This window comes from Paracoccus sp. ME4 (assembly GCF_046736325.1).
Lineage (GTDB): Bacteria > Pseudomonadota > Alphaproteobacteria > Rhodobacterales > Rhodobacteraceae > Paracoccus.
Genome location: NZ_CP151276.1, coordinates 1,957,475 through 1,974,478, shown reverse-complemented (window position 1 = coordinate 1,974,478; position 17,004 = coordinate 1,957,475). Strand labels below are relative to the sequence as shown.

The window sequence follows — 17,004 nt, the reverse complement described above, 5'->3', positions numbered from 1 at the left end:
GAAGCGGATGCAGACAATTCAAGCGACCGGGGGCGCGACGGCGGGAATTGCACCGGACGCCCGGTCGCGGTAAAGCCCGGCCATGAGCAACCGCCCCGACCTTCCCCCCGAGATCGCCCGCCGCCGGACCTTCGCGATCATCTCGCATCCCGACGCCGGCAAGACCACGCTTACCGAGAAATTCCTGCTGTATGGCGGCGCCATCCAGATGGCCGGACAGGTGCGCGCCAAGGGCGAGGCGCGGCGCACGCGGTCGGACTTCATGAAGATGGAGCAGGACCGCGGCATCTCGGTCAGCGCATCGGCCATGTCGTTCGATTTTGACGGACATCGCTTCAACCTGGTGGACACGCCGGGTCACAGCGACTTCTCGGAGGACACCTATCGCACGCTGACCGCCGTCGATGCGGCGATCATGGTCATCGACGGAGCCAAGGGGGTCGAATCGCAGACCCGCAAGCTGTTCGAGGTCTGCCGGCTGCGCGATCTGCCGATCCTGACCTTCTGCAACAAGATGGACCGCGAATCCCGCGACACGTTCGAGATCATCGACGAGATCCAGGAGAACCTGGCCATCGACGTGGCCCCGGCCAGCTGGCCCATCGGGGTCGGGCGCGAGTTCATCGGCTGCTACGACATGCTGCACGACCGGCTGGAGCTGATGGACCGCGCCGACCGCAACAAGGTCGCGGAATCGATCAAGATCAACGGTCTGGACGATCCGCGTCTGGCCGATCATGTCCCCGCCGACCTGCTGTCCAAGCTGCGCGAGGAGGTCGAGATGGCGCGCGAGCTGCTGCCCGCCTTCGACCGCCGGTCCTTCCTGGAGGGGCACATGACGCCCATCTGGTTCGGCAGCGCGATCAACAGCTTCGGCGTGCAGGAGCTGATGAAGGGCATCGCGGCCTACGGCCCGCCGCCCCAGCCCCAGAACAGCGCCGACCGCGAGATCGCCCCCGAGGAGACGCCCGTCACCGGCTTCGTCTTCAAGGTGCAGGCCAACATGGACCCCAAGCACCGCGACCGCGTGGCCTTCGTCCGCTTGGCGTCGGGACATTTCGAACGCGGGATGAAGATGGTCCATGTGCGCACGAAGAAGCCCATGGCCGTGTCGAACCCGGTCCTGTTCCTGGCCGCCGACCGCGAGCTGGCCGAGGAGGCCTGGGCGGGCGACATCATCGGCATCCCGAACCACGGCCAGCTGCGCATCGGCGACGCGCTGACCGAGGGCGAGGCGCTGCGCTTCACCGGCATCCCGTCCTTTGCGCCCGAGCTGCTGCAGACGGTGCGCGCGACCGACCCGATGAAGGCCAAGCATCTGGAGAAGGCCCTGATGCAGTTCGCCGAGGAGGGCGCCGCCAAGGTGTTCAAGCCCGCCATCGGGTCGGGCTTCATCGTGGGCGTCGTCGGCGCGCTGCAGTTCGAGGTGCTGGCCAGCCGGATCGAGCTGGAATACGGCATCCCCGTCCGCTTCGAGGGCAGCCAGTTCACCAGCGCGCGCTGGGTCAGCGGCCCCAAGGACAAGGTGTCGGCCTTTGCCGAGGCCAACAAGGGCCACCTGGCGCATGACCACGACGGCGATCTGGTCTATCTGACGCGCCTGCAGTGGGACATCGACCGGATCGGCCGCGACCATCCCGACCTCAAGCTGACCGCGACCAAGGAGATGATGGTCTAGAACGTCTCGATCTGCAGGACGGCAGCGCAATAGGCGCTGTCGATCGTGCCGACCCAGATGTCGTAGAGCCCGCTGTCGGCGGCCTGGATGCGCATGACCGGGCTAAGGCCGTCCTCGTCATCGGCGAAGGCGTATTGCTCGTCGGGCATGTTGACCAGCAGGGTCGTGTCGCAGTCGGAGAGGACGCGGAACTCCAGCTGCCGGCCCCGACCCAAGGCATCGTACTGAACGCTGAGATCGGGGTTCTTCGTCAGATACCCGATGCCGGGTATCCCCGCGCATTCCGTCAGATGAACATCCCCGCCGGCGGTCGTGGGACTTTGGTACTGCGTGTAGAGCGCGTCTGCATTCGCCTCGATCGACTTCGGCGCATGAAGCCGCCAGTCCGGGCAGTCCTGCGCGCTGGCAAGAGCTGGAACGGAAAGCAGGCAGAGGGCAAGAACGAACGGACGAACCATGAAAGCCACCTTTCGGGTTGAGATAACGGGAATGTTATCTCAACCCGATGCGGTTTCCCATTGGTCTTATGATCAGATGGTAAAGGCCCGATCACGCGCGAACGCGCTGATCCCCGCCGAAGGCCATGCCGTCGATCTCATTGCCATCCTCATCGACCGGGTGGCACCAGACCTGAAACCGGGTCAGCTCATGCGGACCGAAGCTGCTCAGCATCGGGACATCGGCCGCGTCATGGCCACGGGCGATGACCACCCGGCCAAGGCGGCGTTCGTTGTTGCGCGGGTCCAGCGTCCACCAACGGTCCGACAGCCAGACCTCGATCCAGGCGGCGAAATCCATCGGCGCATCGACTTTGGGCACGCCGATATCGCCGACATAGCCGTTGACGTAACGCGCCGGGATGTTCAGCCCGCGCAGATAGGCCAGCGCCAGATGCGCGAAATCGCGGCAGACGCCGGTGCCGCCCTTGCTGGCATCCAGCGCCGTGCGCGACGAGGACGCGGTGCCATAGTCGAAACGCAGGACCTTGTGGCCGTGGTCCAGCACCGCCTGCACGCGGCTCCAGCCCGGCGTGACGTCGCCGAACAGGCGCCAGGCCTCGGGCGCCATCACGTCGCTCTCGACATAGCGCGAGGCGGCCAGAAAGGTCATGACCTCGTCGGGCAGCTCCTCGATGGGCATCTCGCGGGCGTCGGGGTCGATCTCGTCCCATTCGCCGTGATCGCGGACGGTCGCATGCGCGCCGAGGGTGAAATTTCCCGCAGGCGCAACCAGACGCTGGCAGATGTTGCCATAGCGGTCGCGGAACCGCCGCACGGGGACTGTCGGATCGGTCACGAGCTGTTCGGGCGCGACGAAGTCGCGGTGACGGGCCTTCTCAGGCGTGACCATCAGGATCAGCGGGGTATCCCGCGGGACCCGGATGTCGAACTCGTAACCGATCCGAACACGCATCATGCCACCGTGGCGTCCATGGTGATCTCGGCGTTCAGCAGCTTGCTGATCGGACAGCCGGCCTTGGCCTTCTCGGCGATCTCCAGGATCTTGGCCTCATCGGCGTCGCCGGTGATGGTGGTGGTCAGATGGGCCTTCTTGACGGCGAAACCGTCGCCCTCCTTGTCCATCATGATGTCCGAGCTGGTCTTGACGGTGACGCCTCCGACACCCTCCTGCTCCAGCATCATCGCCAGCGCCATCGAGAAGCACGAGGCATGCGCCGCCCCGATCAACTCCTCGGGATTGGTGCCGGGCTTGTCCTCGAAGCGCGTGTTGAAGCCGTAGGGCTGGTCCGACAGTGCGCCGGATTTCGTCGAAACGGTGCCCGTGCCGCCCTTGAGGCCGCCTTCCCAATGGGCCGAACCGGTGCGCGTGATCATGGGATGAACCTTTCCTGCTGTGAATCGCTACTGCTCAACGCGGCCGGACCCGGCAGGTTTCCGGTTCACCCCCCGATCAGGCGTTGATGTTCCGCAATCGCATAGCGGTCGGTCATGCCCGCGACATAGTCGAGCACCAGCCGCGCGCGTTCGACCGGGTCGTTCAGCCCGACGGCCACATCGCGCCACTGGTCCGGCAGGCGGTCGGGTTCGGACAGGAACAGCGGGAACAGGTCGTTCAGCATCCGCGTGGCATGGGTGCGTTCGACCACGACGGACGGGGCGCGGTACATGCGCTGGAACAGGAAGGCCTTGATCGCCTTGATGTTCTGATAGAGCGGCTTGGAAAAGCGGATGATCGGCCCGTCCATGGCCCGGATCTCGTCGGCAGAGCGGGGCTGCAGGCCGGTCAGGCGGTTCTGGGCGACGGCGATCACGTCCTCGACCATGACGCCGAAGACGCGGCGCAGCGCCTCGTAGCGCCGCCGCGTGGGGTCCAGCCCCGGATAGAGACGGTCGACCTCGGCGAAGGCCGGCCCGATCACCGGCAGTTCGGCCAGATCGGCCTCGGTGAACAGACCCGCGCGCAGCCCGTCATGCAGGTCGTGGTGATTGTAGGCGACGTCGTCGGCCACGGCCGCCACCTGCGCCTCGGCGCTGGCATTGGTGTGCAGTTCCAGATCCCACAGCGCGTTCACCTCGGCCAGGGCATAGGGCAGGCGGCCGGTCACCGGACCGTTGTGCTTGGCGATGCCCTCCAGGCTCTCCCAGGTCAGGTTCAGCCCGTCGAAATCGGCATAGTGCCGCTCCAGCCGCGTGACGATGCGCAGGGCCTGGGCGTTGTGGTCGAACCCGCCGTAAGGCGCCATCAGCGCGGCCAGCGCATCCTCTCCGGTATGGCCGAAGGGCGGGTGGCCAAGGTCATGGGCCAGGGCCACCGTCTCGGCCAGGTCGGCATTCAGGTTCAGCGCGCCTGCGATGGTGCGGGCGACCTGGGCCACCTCGATCGTGTGGGTCAGGCGGGTGCGGAAATAGTCGCCGCGCCAGCCCTCGCCGTCATGTTCGACGAAGACCTGCGTCTTGTGCTTCAGACGGCGGAAGGCGCTGGAATGGATGATCCGGTCGCGGTCGCGCTGCCAGGGCGAGCGGAAGGTGGACAGGCTTTCGTGATGCAGGCGACCGCGGCTGTCGGCCGGATGGCAGGCATAGGGGGCAAGTGCGGTCACGGGGGCATTCCTTGCGGCTGGTGCCCGCGGACCCTATATTTGAAGCCATCAGACGAAAACGGGAACGCCCCATGAACCTGCCGCCGAAAGTGACCGACCGGGCCTTTGACCGCCTGTCCCAGATCAATGCGGGGAAAAGCCCGCAGCCCCTGCGCGTGGCCGTGTCGGGCGGCGGCTGTTCGGGGTTCCAGTACGACATCCGCCTGGATGCGCCCGAGGCCGATGATCTGGTCCTCGAACGCGACGGACAGCAGGTGCTGGTCGATCCGGTGTCGCTGCCCTATCTGGCGGGCGCGGTGATCGACTTCACCGACGAGCTGATCGGGGCGCGCTTCGTGATCGACAATCCGAATGCCACGGCCAGCTGCGGCTGCGGCACCAGCTTCTCGATCTAGTCGCAGACGCGGCTGCGGGTGCGCAGCTGCGGATCGAGATAGCGCAGGGTGGTGCCGCCCGGCGCGGTCTCCTCGACGCGCTCCACCTCCCATTCGGCGATCTGGCAGATGACCCGGTTGCGGCGGTCGGCGATGCGCGGCGTGCCGTCCTCCTCGGTCAGGGTGATCGACTGGCCCTCGCGCCGCGCGCCGTCAATGCGGAAGGGCAGGGTGTCCGGCACGGCCACGGCCTCCCCGCCGAACAGCTCCGCCGGCCCGCGCCAGTCGTCGGGCCGGCCGCTGGCCACGGACAGGCGGTGATCGCCCGGCGGGACCAGCAGGCGCAGCACCTCACCGCCGCGCAGATAGGCGCTGATGACCCCGGCACCATCCGCATCGCTGAGAAGAATGGCGTGATCGGAGCCCTCCGGCGCCGCGACCTGCAGGGGGATCGTCGCGGGCAGGGGCGACGGCTTCTCCAGCAGGCCGGTCGGCGGACGCGCGGCGGCGGGCAGGGCCATCGCCAGCGTCAGGATCAGGGCGCGGATCATCGGGGCCTCCGGTCGAGTCGGATGGGCGGTTCAGGTTGCCAAACGCCGCCGCGCCGCTAAAGATGCGCGGCATGAAAATAGCAAGCTTCAACATCAATGGCGTCAAGGCCCGCATCCAGGCGCTGACCGACTGGCTGGGCGGCACCGATGCCGACCTGGTCGTCCTGCAGGAGATCAAGTCGGTCGACGAGGGTTTCCCGCGCGAGCATTTCCAGGATCTGGGCTGGCAGGTCGAGACGCATGGCCAGAAGGGCTTCAACGGCGTCGCGATCCTGTCGCGCCTGCCGCTGGAGGACGTGACCCGCGGCCTGCCCGGCGACGACGGCGATGAGCAGGCCCGCTATATCGAGGCGACGGTGGTGGGCAGCCGCGCGGTGCGCATCGCGGGGCTGTACCTGCCGAACGGCAACCCCGCGCCCGGGCCGAAATACGACTACAAGCTGGCCTGGATGGAGCGGCTGCGCCATCGCGCGGCCGAGCTGCTGGCCAGCGAGATGCCGGTGGTGATGCTGGGCGACTACAACATCATCCCCGAACCGCGCGACGCGGCCAACCCCAAGGCCTGGGTCGAGGACGCGCTGTTCCTGCCTGAAAGCCGCGCGGCCTTCCGGGCCATCGTGAACCAGGGCTGGACCGATGCGGTGCGCATCCGCGACCCTTGGGCCACGCGCGGGCCGTTCACCTTCTGGGACTATCAGGGCAGTTCGTGGGAGCGGGACAACGGCATCCGCATCGACCATCTGCTGCTGTCGCCGCAGGCGGCCGACCTGATGATCGAGACCGGCGTGGACCGCGACGCCCGCGCCCAGGAGAAGCCGAGCGACCACGTTCCCGTCTGGGTGCGCCTGGCGGCCTGAGGGGCCTCAGATCACCAGCACGCCGGAATGCTTGGCCTTGTGTTCCGGTTCGACATGGATGGTGATCTGCGCGTCGGGCAGCTTGGCCTTCAGGCTGGCCTCGACCCGGTCGCAGATGTCATGGGCGTCCGAGACGGTGGTCTGCCCGTCCACGACCAGGTGAAAGTCGATGAAGGTCACGGCACCGGCATGGCGCGTGCGCAGGTCATGCGCCTCCAGCGCGCCGCTGGCCTTGTCCGAGATGATCTCGCGGATCGTGGACAGGGTGCGTTCGGGCACGGCCTCGTCCATCAGGCCGGAGAGGGACGAGGTCATCACCTTCCAGCCCGACCACAGGATGTTGACGCCGACCAGCATGGCCAGCGCCGGGTCCAGCACCGCCCAGCCCGTGGCCGAGGCCAGCCCCACCCCGATCAGCACCCCGCCCGAGGAGATCACGTCCGACAGCAGATGCTTGCCGTCCGCCACCAGCGCCGGAGAGCGCAGCCGACGGCCCTGACGGATCAGCACCCAGCACCAGGCCGCGTTCAGCAGGCCCGCGCCCGCGTTGATGGTCATGCCGAGGCCCGCCGCCTCGATCGGCTGCGGGTCCTGAAAGGCGGCCCAGGCCTCCGACAGGATCAGCAGCGCCGCGACGATGATCAGCACCCCCTCCAGCACGGCGCTGAAGAACTCGGCCTTGTGGTGGCCGTAGGGGTGGCCCGGATCGGCCGGGCGCTGCGCGACCTTGATCGCGATCAGCGCGGCCAGCGCGGTCGCCACGTTGACGATGCTCTCCAACGCATCCGACAGCAGCGCCACCGAACCCGTCACCCACCAGGCGAAGGTCTTGAGTGCCAGAACGACAAGGCCGACGAGAATGCTGCCGGTGGCGATTTTCAGGGTCGTGGACATGGGGGTCGTCCCTCGTGACGGCGCGCGCGGCAATTTCGCGCAGCATGTCGCAGATGCCGCACACAATCTCAAGCCAAGGATGCATCCTGTCGGCGACGATCTGCGTTCGGCACCGACATGCCACAGGACCGGTCGGTTGATTGACTGCCCGATCAACTGACGTTATCGTTAGGTCATCTAAACATGACCCGCCGCATCAGTCCGCACGTTTTCGCACATCCGTGTGAAACGAACTTTGGGCGCGGCGGTTATCGTCCAAACGACCAAAGGAGGATGGCGCATGACGTCCATCATCACTGTCGCCTATCTCAGCGTGCTGGCCTGCGCGCTGTTCGTCCTGATCCGCTGGCCCCGCCTGCGGCTGCAGGGCGAAGAGCCCGTCGGCCTGTTCACGCTGATCGCCCTGCTGTTCACGGCGGGCCTGGACATGGGGCTGGTGATGCTGCCCCTGACCGAATTCCCGATCTATGAGCAGGACGCCGCCTTCGGCTTCACCAACGCTTTGGCCGTCGAGTTCGGCATGTGGGGGCCGCTGGTCTGGCTGATGTACTTCGTCGCGACCTTCTATTTCCTGGCGATCGAACCGCGCCTGAAGCTGTTCGAGATCCCGGTTGTGAAATGGGTCTACAACCTGACCGTCATCGCCACCTGCTCCTTTACCTGCTATCTGTTCATGTCGAACCTGCCCAGCTATGCCCCCGGCCTGCCGCAATGGTCGATCTGGGCGCTGGTGCTGGTGGTGATAGCCACCGCAGTGATCTCCAGCGGCAACATGGCAATCATGAAATGGCTGGCCATCATGTCCAGCTGGGGCTTCGGGATGCTGGCTTTCACCGCGCTGGCGATGATCGCCTTCGTTTACAGCCGGGTGGGTCTGTCGGACTTCTTCGTCAATCTGGGGCTTCTGGGCGGCTATTTCGCGCATCTGCCGCGCTTTGCGGTGCCCATCGGCGACTATCACGAATTCTATCTGTTCTGGTGGTTCGCCTGGTCGATCATGATCGGTCAGTTCGTCGCGCGCTTCGTGGGCGGGCTGCAGGTGTGGCAGTTGGCGCTGGCCATGGTCGCGCTGCCCGCCGTTCCCCTGGGCCTGTGGTTCAGCGTCCTGTTCGTCTATCACCAGGGCGGCATCGTGATCCCGGTCTGGCTGAACTGGTTCATGATCGCGGTGGGCGTGATCTTCGTGGTTAATTCGCTGGACAGCCTGATCCGACTCTATTCCGCCAATCTGGGCTGGTCGCGCGAGATCCTGGGCGACCGCCGCTACTATCCGCTGCATTTCCTGCTGCAGCTGGCGCTGGTCTTCGCCTATGTCTTCACGCCGTTCGAGATCCAGTGGGTCGGTCTGATCGTGGCGTCGCTCTATGGGGCGATCTACGTGATGATGGCGCGCCACATCGCGCGCCTGGACGGGATCGGCGACGCGAAGGCCGCCTGATCGCCGTCTGATCGGGGATCAGCTTTCGCGCTGGTCCCCATCGTCGCCGAAGCGCTGGTCGTCGGCGTATTCGTCCTCGCCCTCGCCCACGAACTTCGACGACAGGGCGATGGAGTGGTTGTCGTGGCCGGGGTCCATGACCACGTCGGACGGGATCTCGCCCACCAGCCACTCGCGCAGCTCCTCGCGGATCTCGTCCGGCTCCTGACCCGTCACCTCGACCAGATAGGCGATGAAGGCACGCTGGTCGCCGTCGATCTCGTCCAGCTCGGTCTCATCGGCCTCGGGCCATTTGTCGATGATCGCCTCGTAGAAGGCCGCCCAGTTTTCCTGAACATGGTGCCATTTCATCAGTAACCTCCAGTGGGCAGGCTGCCTTGGAACCAGCGCGCCGTCCCCGTGATGTCCTCGCCGACTCCGGCGACCGTGTTGCACCCGGCCAGCAGGCCGCATGCCAGAACCGTAACCCAGAACATCCGCATCAGTTCGTCTCCTGCCACCATGTTTCGGGCAAGAAGCCCGGCCAGTCCCCGTAGACCGGAATCGTCTCGGGGTATTTCAGATCCGCCGCATGCGCCAGACGCGACACCGGAGAGAAGCTGACCGGGATCACGTAGCGCCCCGTGGTCAGCACCCGGTCCAGCGCCTGCACGGCGGCGGTAAAGTCCTCGGACGTCTCGGCGGTGACCATCGCGTCGATCATCGCCTCGGCGGCGGGGCTGTCCATGCCCATCCAGTTGCGCGTGCCGGGCGTCGTCACCCCGTCGCGACCCCAGTAGAGGCGCTGCTCGCTGCCCGGCGACAGCGACAGGCCGCGCTCGTACCAGGTCATGTCGAAGGCATAGGCGTTGGTTCGTTCGACATATTGCGCCGAATCGATCAGCGTGACCCGCGGCGTGATGCCCAGGGGGCGCAGCGCCTCGACATAGATGTTCACGATCTGCTGGACCTCCGAGCCCGCGCGCATCGCGGTGCCGTTCTGGTTCAGCAGGATCTCGAAGGCGAAGGGGCGGCCCTGCGCGTCGCGCAGCTGCCCGTCCTGCACGGTCCAGCCCGCCTCCTCCATCAGCGCCATCGCGCGGCGCACGCCGGCCCGGTCCATCGACCGCTCCGACCCCTCGGGCAGGGCATAGCCCTCGATGGCGCCGGGGGGCAGGTCGCCCGCGAAGGGCGCCAGCAGGTCGGCCACCGCGCCCGTCGCGGGCCCATCCCCCATCGCCAGGGCCGAGTTCGAGAAATAGGACGTGATCCGCGGATCGGCCCCGCCGTTCAGCGTCTGGTTGATGAAGCGGAAGTTGAACATCTCGATCATCGCCTGGCGCACGCGCCAGTCCGCAAAGATCGGGTTGCGGGTGTTCATGACCAGCCCCACGATGCCGGATGGGCGCTGGTTCGGGATCTCGGATTTGACCGCACGGCCCTCGGTCATCAGCGGAAAGCCGAACTCCGACGCCCATTTCTGCGCCGACAGCTCGCGCCAGACGGTGACCTCGCCGGCCTTGAAGGCCTCGAACATCGCGTTCGCATCGGCGAAATAGTCATAGCGGATCACGTCCAGATTGTTCAGCCCCCGCATCAGCGGCAGGTCCTTCGCCCAGTGGTCGGGGTTGCGCCGGAAGGTGATCGACCGCCCCGGATCGACCTGCTCCACCACATAGGGCCCGCTGCCGATGGGCACCTCCAGGGATGAGGCGGTGAAGTCCTGCCCCACCCACTGGGCCTTCTTCAGGATCGGGCGCAGGCTCATCAGCATGGGCAGCTCGCGGTCGGGCTCCTTGAAGGTCAGCCGCACGCCGCGCGCGCCCACCGGCTTGATCGCGGCGACCCGCGACCAGGCGGCGTGATAGCGCGGATGCCCCTGGGTGCCGAGCGTCTCGTAGGACCAGATCACGTCCTCGACCGTGACCGGGCTGCCGTCCGAGAAGCGGGCCTCGGGGCGCAGGGTGAACTCGACCCAGGCCCGGTCGGGCGCGACCTCGACCGACTCGGCCAGAAGGCCGTAGAGCGTGAAGGGTTCGTCGATCGACCGCATCATCAGCGATTCGGTGACATGCACGCCCACGCCCCAGGCCGCGTTGCCCTTCAGGATCCAAGGCTTCAGACTGTCGAAACCGCCCGGCTCGGCCAGCCGAATCGTGCCGCCCTCGGGTGCGTCGGGATTGGCATAGGGCAGATGGGCGAATCCTGCGGGCAGCGCAGGTTCTCCATAGATTGCAATGCCATGGACCGGTTCGGCGAGGGTTGCCAGCGGCATTGCTGCAACACCGCAGCACAGCGCCACCAGCGCGGGGGCGACCCGCCCGACCGCACATTCCCTAAGGTTTTCGAAGATTCGCATCGCCCGCCGCCCCGCCGTTTCTTGTTTGGCCGCATTATCAACAGGCTTGGCGGGGGTGCGTCAACCAAGCCGGGAAGATCGCTGTTGGACTCGGGCGGTTCCTCGCGTATAAATAGGGCACTGCTCGATAGGTTTCTTGCCTGTATGAAACCTGCCTCATGACTTGCGCCCGCCTTGTGCGGGCGCTTTTTTTTGCCCATGCTGCGGCTGCGAAACCGCCCCGTGCGACCGGCGTTGACGGCACGGGGCAAGTCGAGGAGCAGCCGATGTTCGAGAAATTCCTGAAGGGCAAGACCGCGGTCGTCACCGGGTCCAATTCCGGCATCGGCCTGGGCGTGGCCACGCGCCTGGCCCGCGCGGGCGCGGATGTGGTGCTGAACAGCTTCAGCGACACCGAGGACGACCACGCCCTGGCTCGCAGGCTGGCCGAGGAGCACGGCGTCTCGGTCCGCTATGTCCAGGCGGACATGTCCAAGGGCGACCAGTGCCGCGCGCTGATCCACAAGGCCGGCGCCTGCGACATCCTGGTGAACAACGCTGGCATCCAGCACGTCGCCGCGATCCCCGATTTCCCGGCCGAGAAATGGGACGCGATCATCGCGATCAACCTGACATCGGCCTTCCACACCACGGCGGCGGCGTTGCCCCTGATGCGCGAGGCGGGCTGGGGACGCGTCATCAACATCGCCTCGGCCCATGGGCTGACTGCCAGCGCCTACAAGTCCGCCTATGTCGCGGCCAAGCACGGCATCGTCGGTCTGACCAAGGTCACCGGATTGGAGACCGCGCGCGAGGCGATCACCGCCAACGCCATCTGTCCGGGCTATGTGCTGACCCCGCTGGTCGAGGCGCAGATCCCCGACACGATGAAGAAATACGGCATGGACCGCGACGAGGTCATCGAGAAGGTCCTGCTGGAGCGTCAGCCGTCCAAGGAATTCGCCACCACCGACCAGCTGGGCGACACGGCGGTCTTCCTGTGCAGCGATGCGGCGGCCCAGATCACCGGCACCACGATCAGCGTCGATGGCGGCTGGACGGCGCTGTGATCGGCGCGGGCGCCGTCGCGGCGGTGCCCTGCGCGGGATCGCGCTCTGGACCCTGGGGGTGCCCGGCGCGGTGATCCTGCTTCTGGCCGCGCTGCGCCTGTCCTGAGCCGGGAACGCGAACGCCCCGCCGGATCGGCGGGGCGTTGCGGTGGACGGGACAGGACGGTCAGGTCAGCCGAGCGCGTTCTCGATGGTCTTGAGATCGGAGTTGGTCAGCGTCTTGGCCACCTCCTTGCGCAGCCGCATCTGCAGCTCCTTGTGATAGTGCTTGCGCATCACGCCCAAGGTGGACGGGTCGGCGATGATCGCGATGTCGTCCACCTTGTTCTTCAGCACCATGCCGTTCAGGTGCCGCGTCAGCTGCGCGGCGAAGGTCGCCTCCTCGTCGTCGCGCGGAGAGCCTTCGTCGATCTGGGCGCCGTCGCCCGACAGGCTGTCCTGGGTCACCTTCTGCGTTTCGGACAGGTCCAGGCCGGACTTGGCCGTGTTGCGGAACAGGGTCGCGGAATGGCCGTCGGCGACGACGACCACGGCGTTGTGGGGCAGCATGATCAGCTCCTTCTTGCGTTCGCTTTCGCTGATCATCAACGCCGAAGGTCAGGTCTAGTTGCAGCCGTCGCAGAAACGGCGGATGCGGGTCAGCGCCTCGCGCAGCACCCCGTCCGCCGCCGCATAGGAGATGCGGAAATGCGGGCTGAGGCCGAAGGCCGCGCCGAAGACGACGGCCACGCCCTCCTCGTCCAGCAGGGCGTTGGCAAAGGCCTCGTCGCTGTCGATCAGGGTGCCGCCGGGGCTGGTGCGCCCGATCAGCCCGGCCATGCTGGGATAGACATAGAAGGCGCCCTGCGGCACCGGGCAGTCCAGCCCCGGACAGGCGTTCAGCCCGGCCACCACCAGGTCGCGACGACGCTGGAACACCGCACGGCTGTCGGTGACGTAATCCTGCGGCCCGTTCAGCGCGGCCTCGGCGGCATACTGGCTGATCGAGCTGGGGTTGCTGGTCGATTGCGACTGCAGCTTGGCCATGGACCGGATCAGCGTCTCGGGCGCCGCGCCATAACCGATCCGCCAGCCGGTCATGGCATAGGACTTGCTGACCCCGTTCATGGTCAGCACGCGGTCCTTGAGGCGCGGCTCGACCTGGGCGGGGGTGCAGAATTCGAACCCGTCGAAGACCAGATGCTCGTAGATGTCGTCGGCCAGGACCCAGACCTGCGGATGGCGCAGCAGCACGTCGCACAGCGCCGCCATCTGCTCCCGGTCATAGCCCGCGCCCGACGGGTTCGAGGGCGAGTTCAGGATCAGCCACTTGGTCCGGGGCGTGATCGCGGCCTCCAGCGCCTCCGGCGTCAGGCGGAAGCCCTGGTCCTGCGCGCATTCGACGACGACCGGGCTCCCACCCGCCAGCAGGACCATGTCGGGATAGCTGACCCAGTAGGGCGCGGGCACGATGACCTCGTCGCCCGCGTTCAGCGTCGCCATCAGCGCGTTGAACAGGATCTGCTTGCCGCCGGTGCCGACGGTGACCTGGGCGGGGGTGTAGTCCAGCCCGTTCTCGCGCGCGAACTTGGCGACGATGGCGCGCTTCAGCGACGGCGTGCCGTCCACCGCCGTATAGCGCGTGTGGCCCGCGTCGATCGCAGCCTTGGCGGCGTCGCTGACATTCTGCGGCGTGTCGAAATCCGGCTCTCCGGCCGAGAGGCTGATGATGTCGCGTCCCGCCGCGCGCAGTTCGGCCGCGCGGGTCGTCATGGCGATGGTGGGCGAGGGCTTGATCCGGGCCAACCGGTCGGAAATGAACGCCATGGGTCACCTTGCTGCTGTCGGTTTGAACTGTCGGCCCGCATGGCATACGCTTCCCCGCAGGCCCTCACAAGCAAGAGAGACGCGATGGACAGCTATGCCGATCCGGTGGCCACACTGGGCGACCGCCTGACCGCCGCCCGCGAAGCCGCGGGCCTGGAGGTCGGGGCCCTGGCCGAGGCCCTGGGCCTGCGCCCCGAGACCCTGGCCGGATGGGAGGCCGATCAGGCCGAGCCGTCGGCCAGCCTGATGGGACGCATTGCCACGCTGACTGGGGTTTCGCCGATCTGGCTGTTGACGGGGCAGGGTCCGGGGCCGAAAGACGCAGGCGCGGAGGATGCACTGCGCGCCGAGCTGGCCGATCTGGGCCGGTTGCTGCGCGAGGCCGCCGACCGCGTCGCGCGTCTTGAGGAGGCATTGTCCCATGGCTGAGATGACCGAAACCCCCGAGCACCGCCTGAAGCGGCTGCACATGCGCAGCTGGCGGCGCGGCATGAAGGAGATGGACCTGATCCTGGGGCATTTCGCCGATGACCGCCTGGCCGGGCTGAGCGCGGCAGAGCTGGACCTCTATGAGCGGCTGCTGGGCGAGAACGACCAGGACCTGTATCTTTGGGTCACGGGCCGCATCGGCCAGGGCGTGCCGGAAGGCCGGGGCGGGCCGGTGCTGCTGGAGCCGATCCTGGACCGAATCGCGGCACATGCGGCGGACCGTTTCCGGGCGGATCGCTAAAATTTTCGGCATTCCTGGCGCGGGAACGGGCTGCGATTAACCGAAGATTGTCTTTTTCCTGTCATCAAAGACTCATGACGAACAGGACAGGACAACCCCAACCCATGCTTGCCCCTGCACCCCGCGATCAGCGCCCGACGGCCGAGCCGCAATCCCTGGACGTCGCCCTGTCGGAGCTGACAGACGCCTATCTGGAATCGCTGCAGCTGCTGGAGCGGATGCACCGGCTGATGCTGGATCTGGTCAAGGACGAATTCGAACGCCTGCACCGGGGCGATCTGACCCCGGTTCAGGCCATGATCCTCTACAATCTGGGCGAGGCCGAGGTCTCGGCCGGAGAGCTGCGCTCGCGCGGGATGTATCAGGGGTCGAACGTCAGCTACAATCTCAAGAAGCTGGTGGCGATGGGCTATGTCCATCACGAGCGCTGCGACATGGACCGCCGGTCGGTCCGGGTGCGCCTGACCGCCGAGGGTCAGGCCGTGCGCGACATGGTCCGGCGGCTGTTCATCCGCCATGCCGAGGGTCTGGCCATGTCCGGTGTCCTGGAGGACCCGCCGCTGGACAGCGTCAACCTGCAGAGCCGCCGCATCGAGCGGTTCTGGAGCGAGCAGATCCGCTACATCTACTGAATTGAACCCGGCCCCGCGGGGGCCGGGTGCGCCTGTTCCTGCAAAGCCTCCGCAGGACGGGCCGGTCCTACCAGTGGCCGGTGTTCTGCATGCTGGCCCAGGGCTCCTGCGGGGGCAGGGCATCGCCCTCCTGCAGCAGTTCGATCGAGACGTTGTCGGGGCTGCGCACGAAGGCCATGTGTCCGTCCCGCGGCGGACGGTTGATCGTCACGCCTGCATCCTGCAGTCTCTGGCACATCTCGTAGATGTTGCCGACCCGGTAGGCGAGATGGCCGAAATGCCGGCTGTCGGAGGGCAGGCCGTCGTCGCCGTCCCAGTTGTGGGTCAGCTCGACCGGGCATTCCGGCTGGCCCGGCGGGGCCATGAACACCAGGCTGAAGCGGCCCTTGTCATTGTCGATGCGGCGTGTCTCCTCCAGTCCCAGCAGGCGGAAGAAGGCCATGGTCTTGTCGAGGTCCTTCACGCGGACCATGGTGTGCAGATAGCGGATTGTCATGGGGTCTCCTTTCGGCGGTGGGCATGCAGGCTGTCACGGCTGCGCTCCGAGTGCAACGCATGTCCCTGCGCCCGGTTGCCCGGACCTCCGTCTTGACATAGGACGGGAGCCACCACACCGCCTGAGAGGACCCTCCGCCATGCCCGTAAAGCCCGACCAGCAGGCCGAGATCGACAGCCTCCGCGCGGCCCCCCGCCAGACCCTGCGCGCCGTGTCCGAGGGGATGGAGCGGCATCTTTACGTCGCGCATCCGGTGCTGGATCACGGGCTGGTCCGGGTCATCGACTACATGGGCGACGACGCGGCGATCTGTCAGGCGGCGCGCGTCAGCTATGGCAAGGGCACCAAGTCGGTGCAGAACGACGAGGGGCTGATCCGCTATCTGATGCGCCACTGGCATTCGACCCCCTTCGAGATGTGCGAGGTCAAGTTCCACGTCAAGCTGCCGGTCTTCGTCGCGCGCCAGTGGATCCGGCACCGCACCGCCAACGTGAACGAGTACTCGGCCCGCTACTCGATCCTGGACCGGGAATTCTACATCCCCGCGCCCGAGCATCTGGCCGCGCAATCCGCGCAGAACAACCAGGGCCGCGGCGAGGTCCTGCAGGGCGAGGAGGCGCAGCGCGTCCTGGACCTGCTGCGCGAGGATGCGATGCGCAGCTATGACCATTACGAGGCGATGCTGGGCACGGATGGCCAGCAGGGGCTCGCGCGCGAGTTGGCGCGGATGAACCTGCCCGCCAACATCTATACCCAGTGGTACTGGAAGGTGGACCTGCACAACCTGCTGCATTTCCTGCGCCTGCGCGCGGATGCCCATGCGCAGTACGAGATCCGCGCCTATGCCGACCTGATGTGCGACATCACCCAGGCCTGGGTTCCGGCGGCCTTCGCGGCCTTCCGCGACTATCGCATGAATGCGGTCAACCTCTCGGCGCAGGCGGCCGCGGTGCTGCGCCGCCGTCTGGCCGGCGAGGTGGTGACCCAAGAGCAGTCGGGCATGGGCGCGCGCGAATGGCGCGAATTCGTGCAGGACTGGGGCTGACCCCGCCATGCGAAAGGGGCGCGACCGAAGCCGCGCCCCCCATCCGCCATCGTCG

22 protein-coding genes are annotated in these 17,004 nt (G+C 66.8%); 10 read left to right on the top strand and 12 right to left on the bottom strand.

What is annotated here, in order from left to right:
* Window positions 1-82 precede the first annotated feature (82 nt).
* Entirely contained in the window at window positions 83-1,678 is a 1,596-nt protein-coding gene (locus AACG61_RS10120) for a peptide chain release factor 3 (RefSeq protein ID WP_411837014.1), read from the top strand.
* On the opposite strand, the gene AACG61_RS10115 is transcribed toward AACG61_RS10120, so the two are convergent.
* The 4 genes from AACG61_RS10115 to AACG61_RS10100 form a co-directional block, all read right to left on the bottom strand.
* Window positions 1,675-2,136, bottom strand: coding sequence for a hypothetical protein (locus AACG61_RS10115; protein WP_411837013.1), 462 nt, complete (start codon window positions 2,134-2,136; stop codon window positions 1,675-1,677). The genes AACG61_RS10120 and AACG61_RS10115 overlap by 4 nt on opposite strands.
* Window positions 2,137-2,227: 91 nt before the next feature.
* A complete protein-coding gene (locus tag AACG61_RS10110) occupies window positions 2,228-3,094 on the bottom strand; it encodes a transglutaminase-like domain-containing protein (RefSeq protein ID WP_411837012.1) in 867 nt (288 codons plus the stop codon).
* Complete coding sequence (locus tag AACG61_RS10105; RefSeq protein WP_411837011.1) at window positions 3,091-3,513, bottom strand: OsmC family protein; 423 nt, start codon at window positions 3,511-3,513, stop codon at window positions 3,091-3,093. The genes AACG61_RS10110 and AACG61_RS10105 overlap by 4 nt, the downstream gene beginning before the upstream one ends.
* A gap of 65 nt (window positions 3,514-3,578) precedes the next feature.
* A complete protein-coding gene (locus AACG61_RS10100) occupies window positions 3,579-4,739 on the bottom strand; it encodes a deoxyguanosinetriphosphate triphosphohydrolase (RefSeq protein WP_411837010.1) in 1,161 nt (386 codons plus the stop codon).
* A gap of 71 nt (window positions 4,740-4,810) precedes the next feature.
* Between AACG61_RS10100 and AACG61_RS10095 the strand changes: the two genes are divergently transcribed.
* Window positions 4,811-5,134: a HesB/IscA family protein gene (locus AACG61_RS10095; RefSeq protein ID WP_411837009.1), complete on the top strand. Its 324-nt coding sequence runs from the start codon at window positions 4,811-4,813 to the stop codon at window positions 5,132-5,134.
* Here the strand turns inward: AACG61_RS10095 and AACG61_RS10090 are convergent.
* Complete coding sequence (locus AACG61_RS10090) at window positions 5,131-5,664, bottom strand: hypothetical protein (protein WP_411837008.1); 534 nt, start codon at window positions 5,662-5,664, stop codon at window positions 5,131-5,133. The two genes, AACG61_RS10095 and AACG61_RS10090, sit on opposite strands and share 4 nt — an antisense overlap.
* 71 nt (window positions 5,665-5,735) lie before the next feature.
* Here AACG61_RS10090 and xth point away from each other — a divergent pair, with 71 nt between their 5' ends.
* Window positions 5,736-6,521 carry an exodeoxyribonuclease III gene (xth, locus tag AACG61_RS10085; RefSeq protein WP_411837007.1) on the top strand — a complete coding sequence of 262 codons (786 nt, stop codon included), beginning with the start codon at window positions 5,736-5,738 and terminating at the stop codon, window positions 6,519-6,521.
* Window positions 6,522-6,527: 6 nt separating this feature from the next.
* On the opposite strand, the gene AACG61_RS10080 is transcribed toward xth, so the two are convergent.
* Window positions 6,528-7,415 (bottom strand): cation diffusion facilitator family transporter, encoded by an 888-nt coding sequence (locus tag AACG61_RS10080; protein ID WP_411837006.1) that lies wholly within the window; start codon window positions 7,413-7,415, stop codon window positions 6,528-6,530.
* Window positions 7,416-7,695: 280 nt separating this feature from the next.
* Here AACG61_RS10080 and AACG61_RS10075 point away from each other — a divergent pair, with 280 nt between their 5' ends.
* Window positions 7,696-8,853, top strand: a complete 1,158-nt coding sequence (locus AACG61_RS10075) for a BCCT family transporter (protein WP_411837005.1) — start codon at window positions 7,696-7,698, stop codon at window positions 8,851-8,853.
* 18 nt (window positions 8,854-8,871) lie between these two features.
* On the opposite strand, the gene AACG61_RS10070 is transcribed toward AACG61_RS10075, so the two are convergent.
* From AACG61_RS10070 to AACG61_RS10060, 3 genes are read right to left on the bottom strand one after another with little or no spacing between them, the layout of a single operon-like run.
* Window positions 8,872-9,204, bottom strand: a complete 333-nt coding sequence (locus tag AACG61_RS10070) for a hypothetical protein (protein ID WP_411837004.1) — start codon at window positions 9,202-9,204, stop codon at window positions 8,872-8,874.
* Entirely contained in the window at window positions 9,204-9,329 is a 126-nt protein-coding gene (locus AACG61_RS10065) for a hypothetical protein (RefSeq protein ID WP_411837003.1), read from the bottom strand. Before AACG61_RS10065 ends, AACG61_RS10070 begins: the two co-directional genes overlap by 1 nt.
* A 5-nt stretch (window positions 9,330-9,334) precedes the next feature.
* The gene (locus tag AACG61_RS10060) at window positions 9,335-11,191 is read right to left on the bottom strand and encodes an extracellular solute-binding protein (RefSeq protein WP_411837002.1); all 1,857 of its coding nucleotides are present in this window, start codon (window positions 11,189-11,191) and stop codon (window positions 9,335-9,337) included.
* A gap of 266 nt (window positions 11,192-11,457) precedes the next feature.
* On the opposite strand from AACG61_RS10060, the gene AACG61_RS10055 reads away from it, so the two are divergent.
* Together AACG61_RS10055 and AACG61_RS10050 are read left to right on the top strand one after the other, a co-directional pair.
* The gene (locus AACG61_RS10055) at window positions 11,458-12,240 is read left to right on the top strand and encodes a 3-hydroxybutyrate dehydrogenase (RefSeq protein WP_411837001.1); all 783 of its coding nucleotides are present in this window, start codon (window positions 11,458-11,460) and stop codon (window positions 12,238-12,240) included.
* A complete protein-coding gene (locus tag AACG61_RS10050; RefSeq protein ID WP_411837000.1) occupies window positions 12,218-12,346 on the top strand; it encodes a hypothetical protein in 129 nt (42 codons plus the stop codon). The genes AACG61_RS10055 and AACG61_RS10050 overlap by 23 nt, the downstream gene beginning before the upstream one ends.
* A 65-nt stretch (window positions 12,347-12,411) precedes the next feature.
* On the opposite strand, the gene AACG61_RS10045 is transcribed toward AACG61_RS10050, so the two are convergent.
* Together AACG61_RS10045 and AACG61_RS10040 are read right to left on the bottom strand one after the other, a co-directional pair.
* Window positions 12,412-12,825, bottom strand: a complete 414-nt coding sequence (locus AACG61_RS10045) for a host attachment protein (RefSeq protein ID WP_411836999.1) — start codon at window positions 12,823-12,825, stop codon at window positions 12,412-12,414.
* Window positions 12,826-12,843: 18 nt separating this feature from the next.
* Window positions 12,844-14,046: a pyridoxal phosphate-dependent aminotransferase gene (locus AACG61_RS10040; RefSeq protein WP_411836998.1), complete on the bottom strand. Its 1,203-nt coding sequence runs from the start codon at window positions 14,044-14,046 to the stop codon at window positions 12,844-12,846.
* Window positions 14,047-14,085: 39 nt separating this feature from the next.
* Here AACG61_RS10040 and AACG61_RS10035 point away from each other — a divergent pair, with 39 nt between their 5' ends.
* From AACG61_RS10035 to AACG61_RS10025, 3 genes are all read left to right on the top strand, one after another.
* Window positions 14,086-14,475, top strand: coding sequence for a helix-turn-helix domain-containing protein (locus tag AACG61_RS10035; RefSeq protein ID WP_411836997.1), 390 nt, complete (start codon window positions 14,086-14,088; stop codon window positions 14,473-14,475).
* Window position 14,476: 1 nt separating this feature from the next.
* Complete coding sequence (locus AACG61_RS10030) at window positions 14,477-14,776, top strand: succinate dehydrogenase assembly factor 2 (RefSeq protein WP_411839497.1); 300 nt, start codon at window positions 14,477-14,479, stop codon at window positions 14,774-14,776.
* Between the two features lie 104 nt (window positions 14,777-14,880).
* Complete coding sequence (locus tag AACG61_RS10025; RefSeq protein ID WP_411836996.1) at window positions 14,881-15,408, top strand: MarR family winged helix-turn-helix transcriptional regulator; 528 nt, start codon at window positions 14,881-14,883, stop codon at window positions 15,406-15,408.
* 67 nt (window positions 15,409-15,475) lie between these two features.
* On the opposite strand, the gene AACG61_RS10020 is transcribed toward AACG61_RS10025, so the two are convergent.
* Entirely contained in the window at window positions 15,476-15,904 is a 429-nt protein-coding gene (locus tag AACG61_RS10020; protein ID WP_411836995.1) for a VOC family protein, read from the bottom strand.
* A 139-nt stretch (window positions 15,905-16,043) separates the two neighbouring features.
* Here AACG61_RS10020 and thyX point away from each other — a divergent pair, with 139 nt between their 5' ends.
* A complete protein-coding gene (thyX, locus tag AACG61_RS10015) occupies window positions 16,044-16,949 on the top strand; it encodes an FAD-dependent thymidylate synthase (protein ID WP_411836994.1) in 906 nt (301 codons plus the stop codon).
* The last annotated feature ends 55 nt before the right edge of the window (window positions 16,950-17,004 follow it).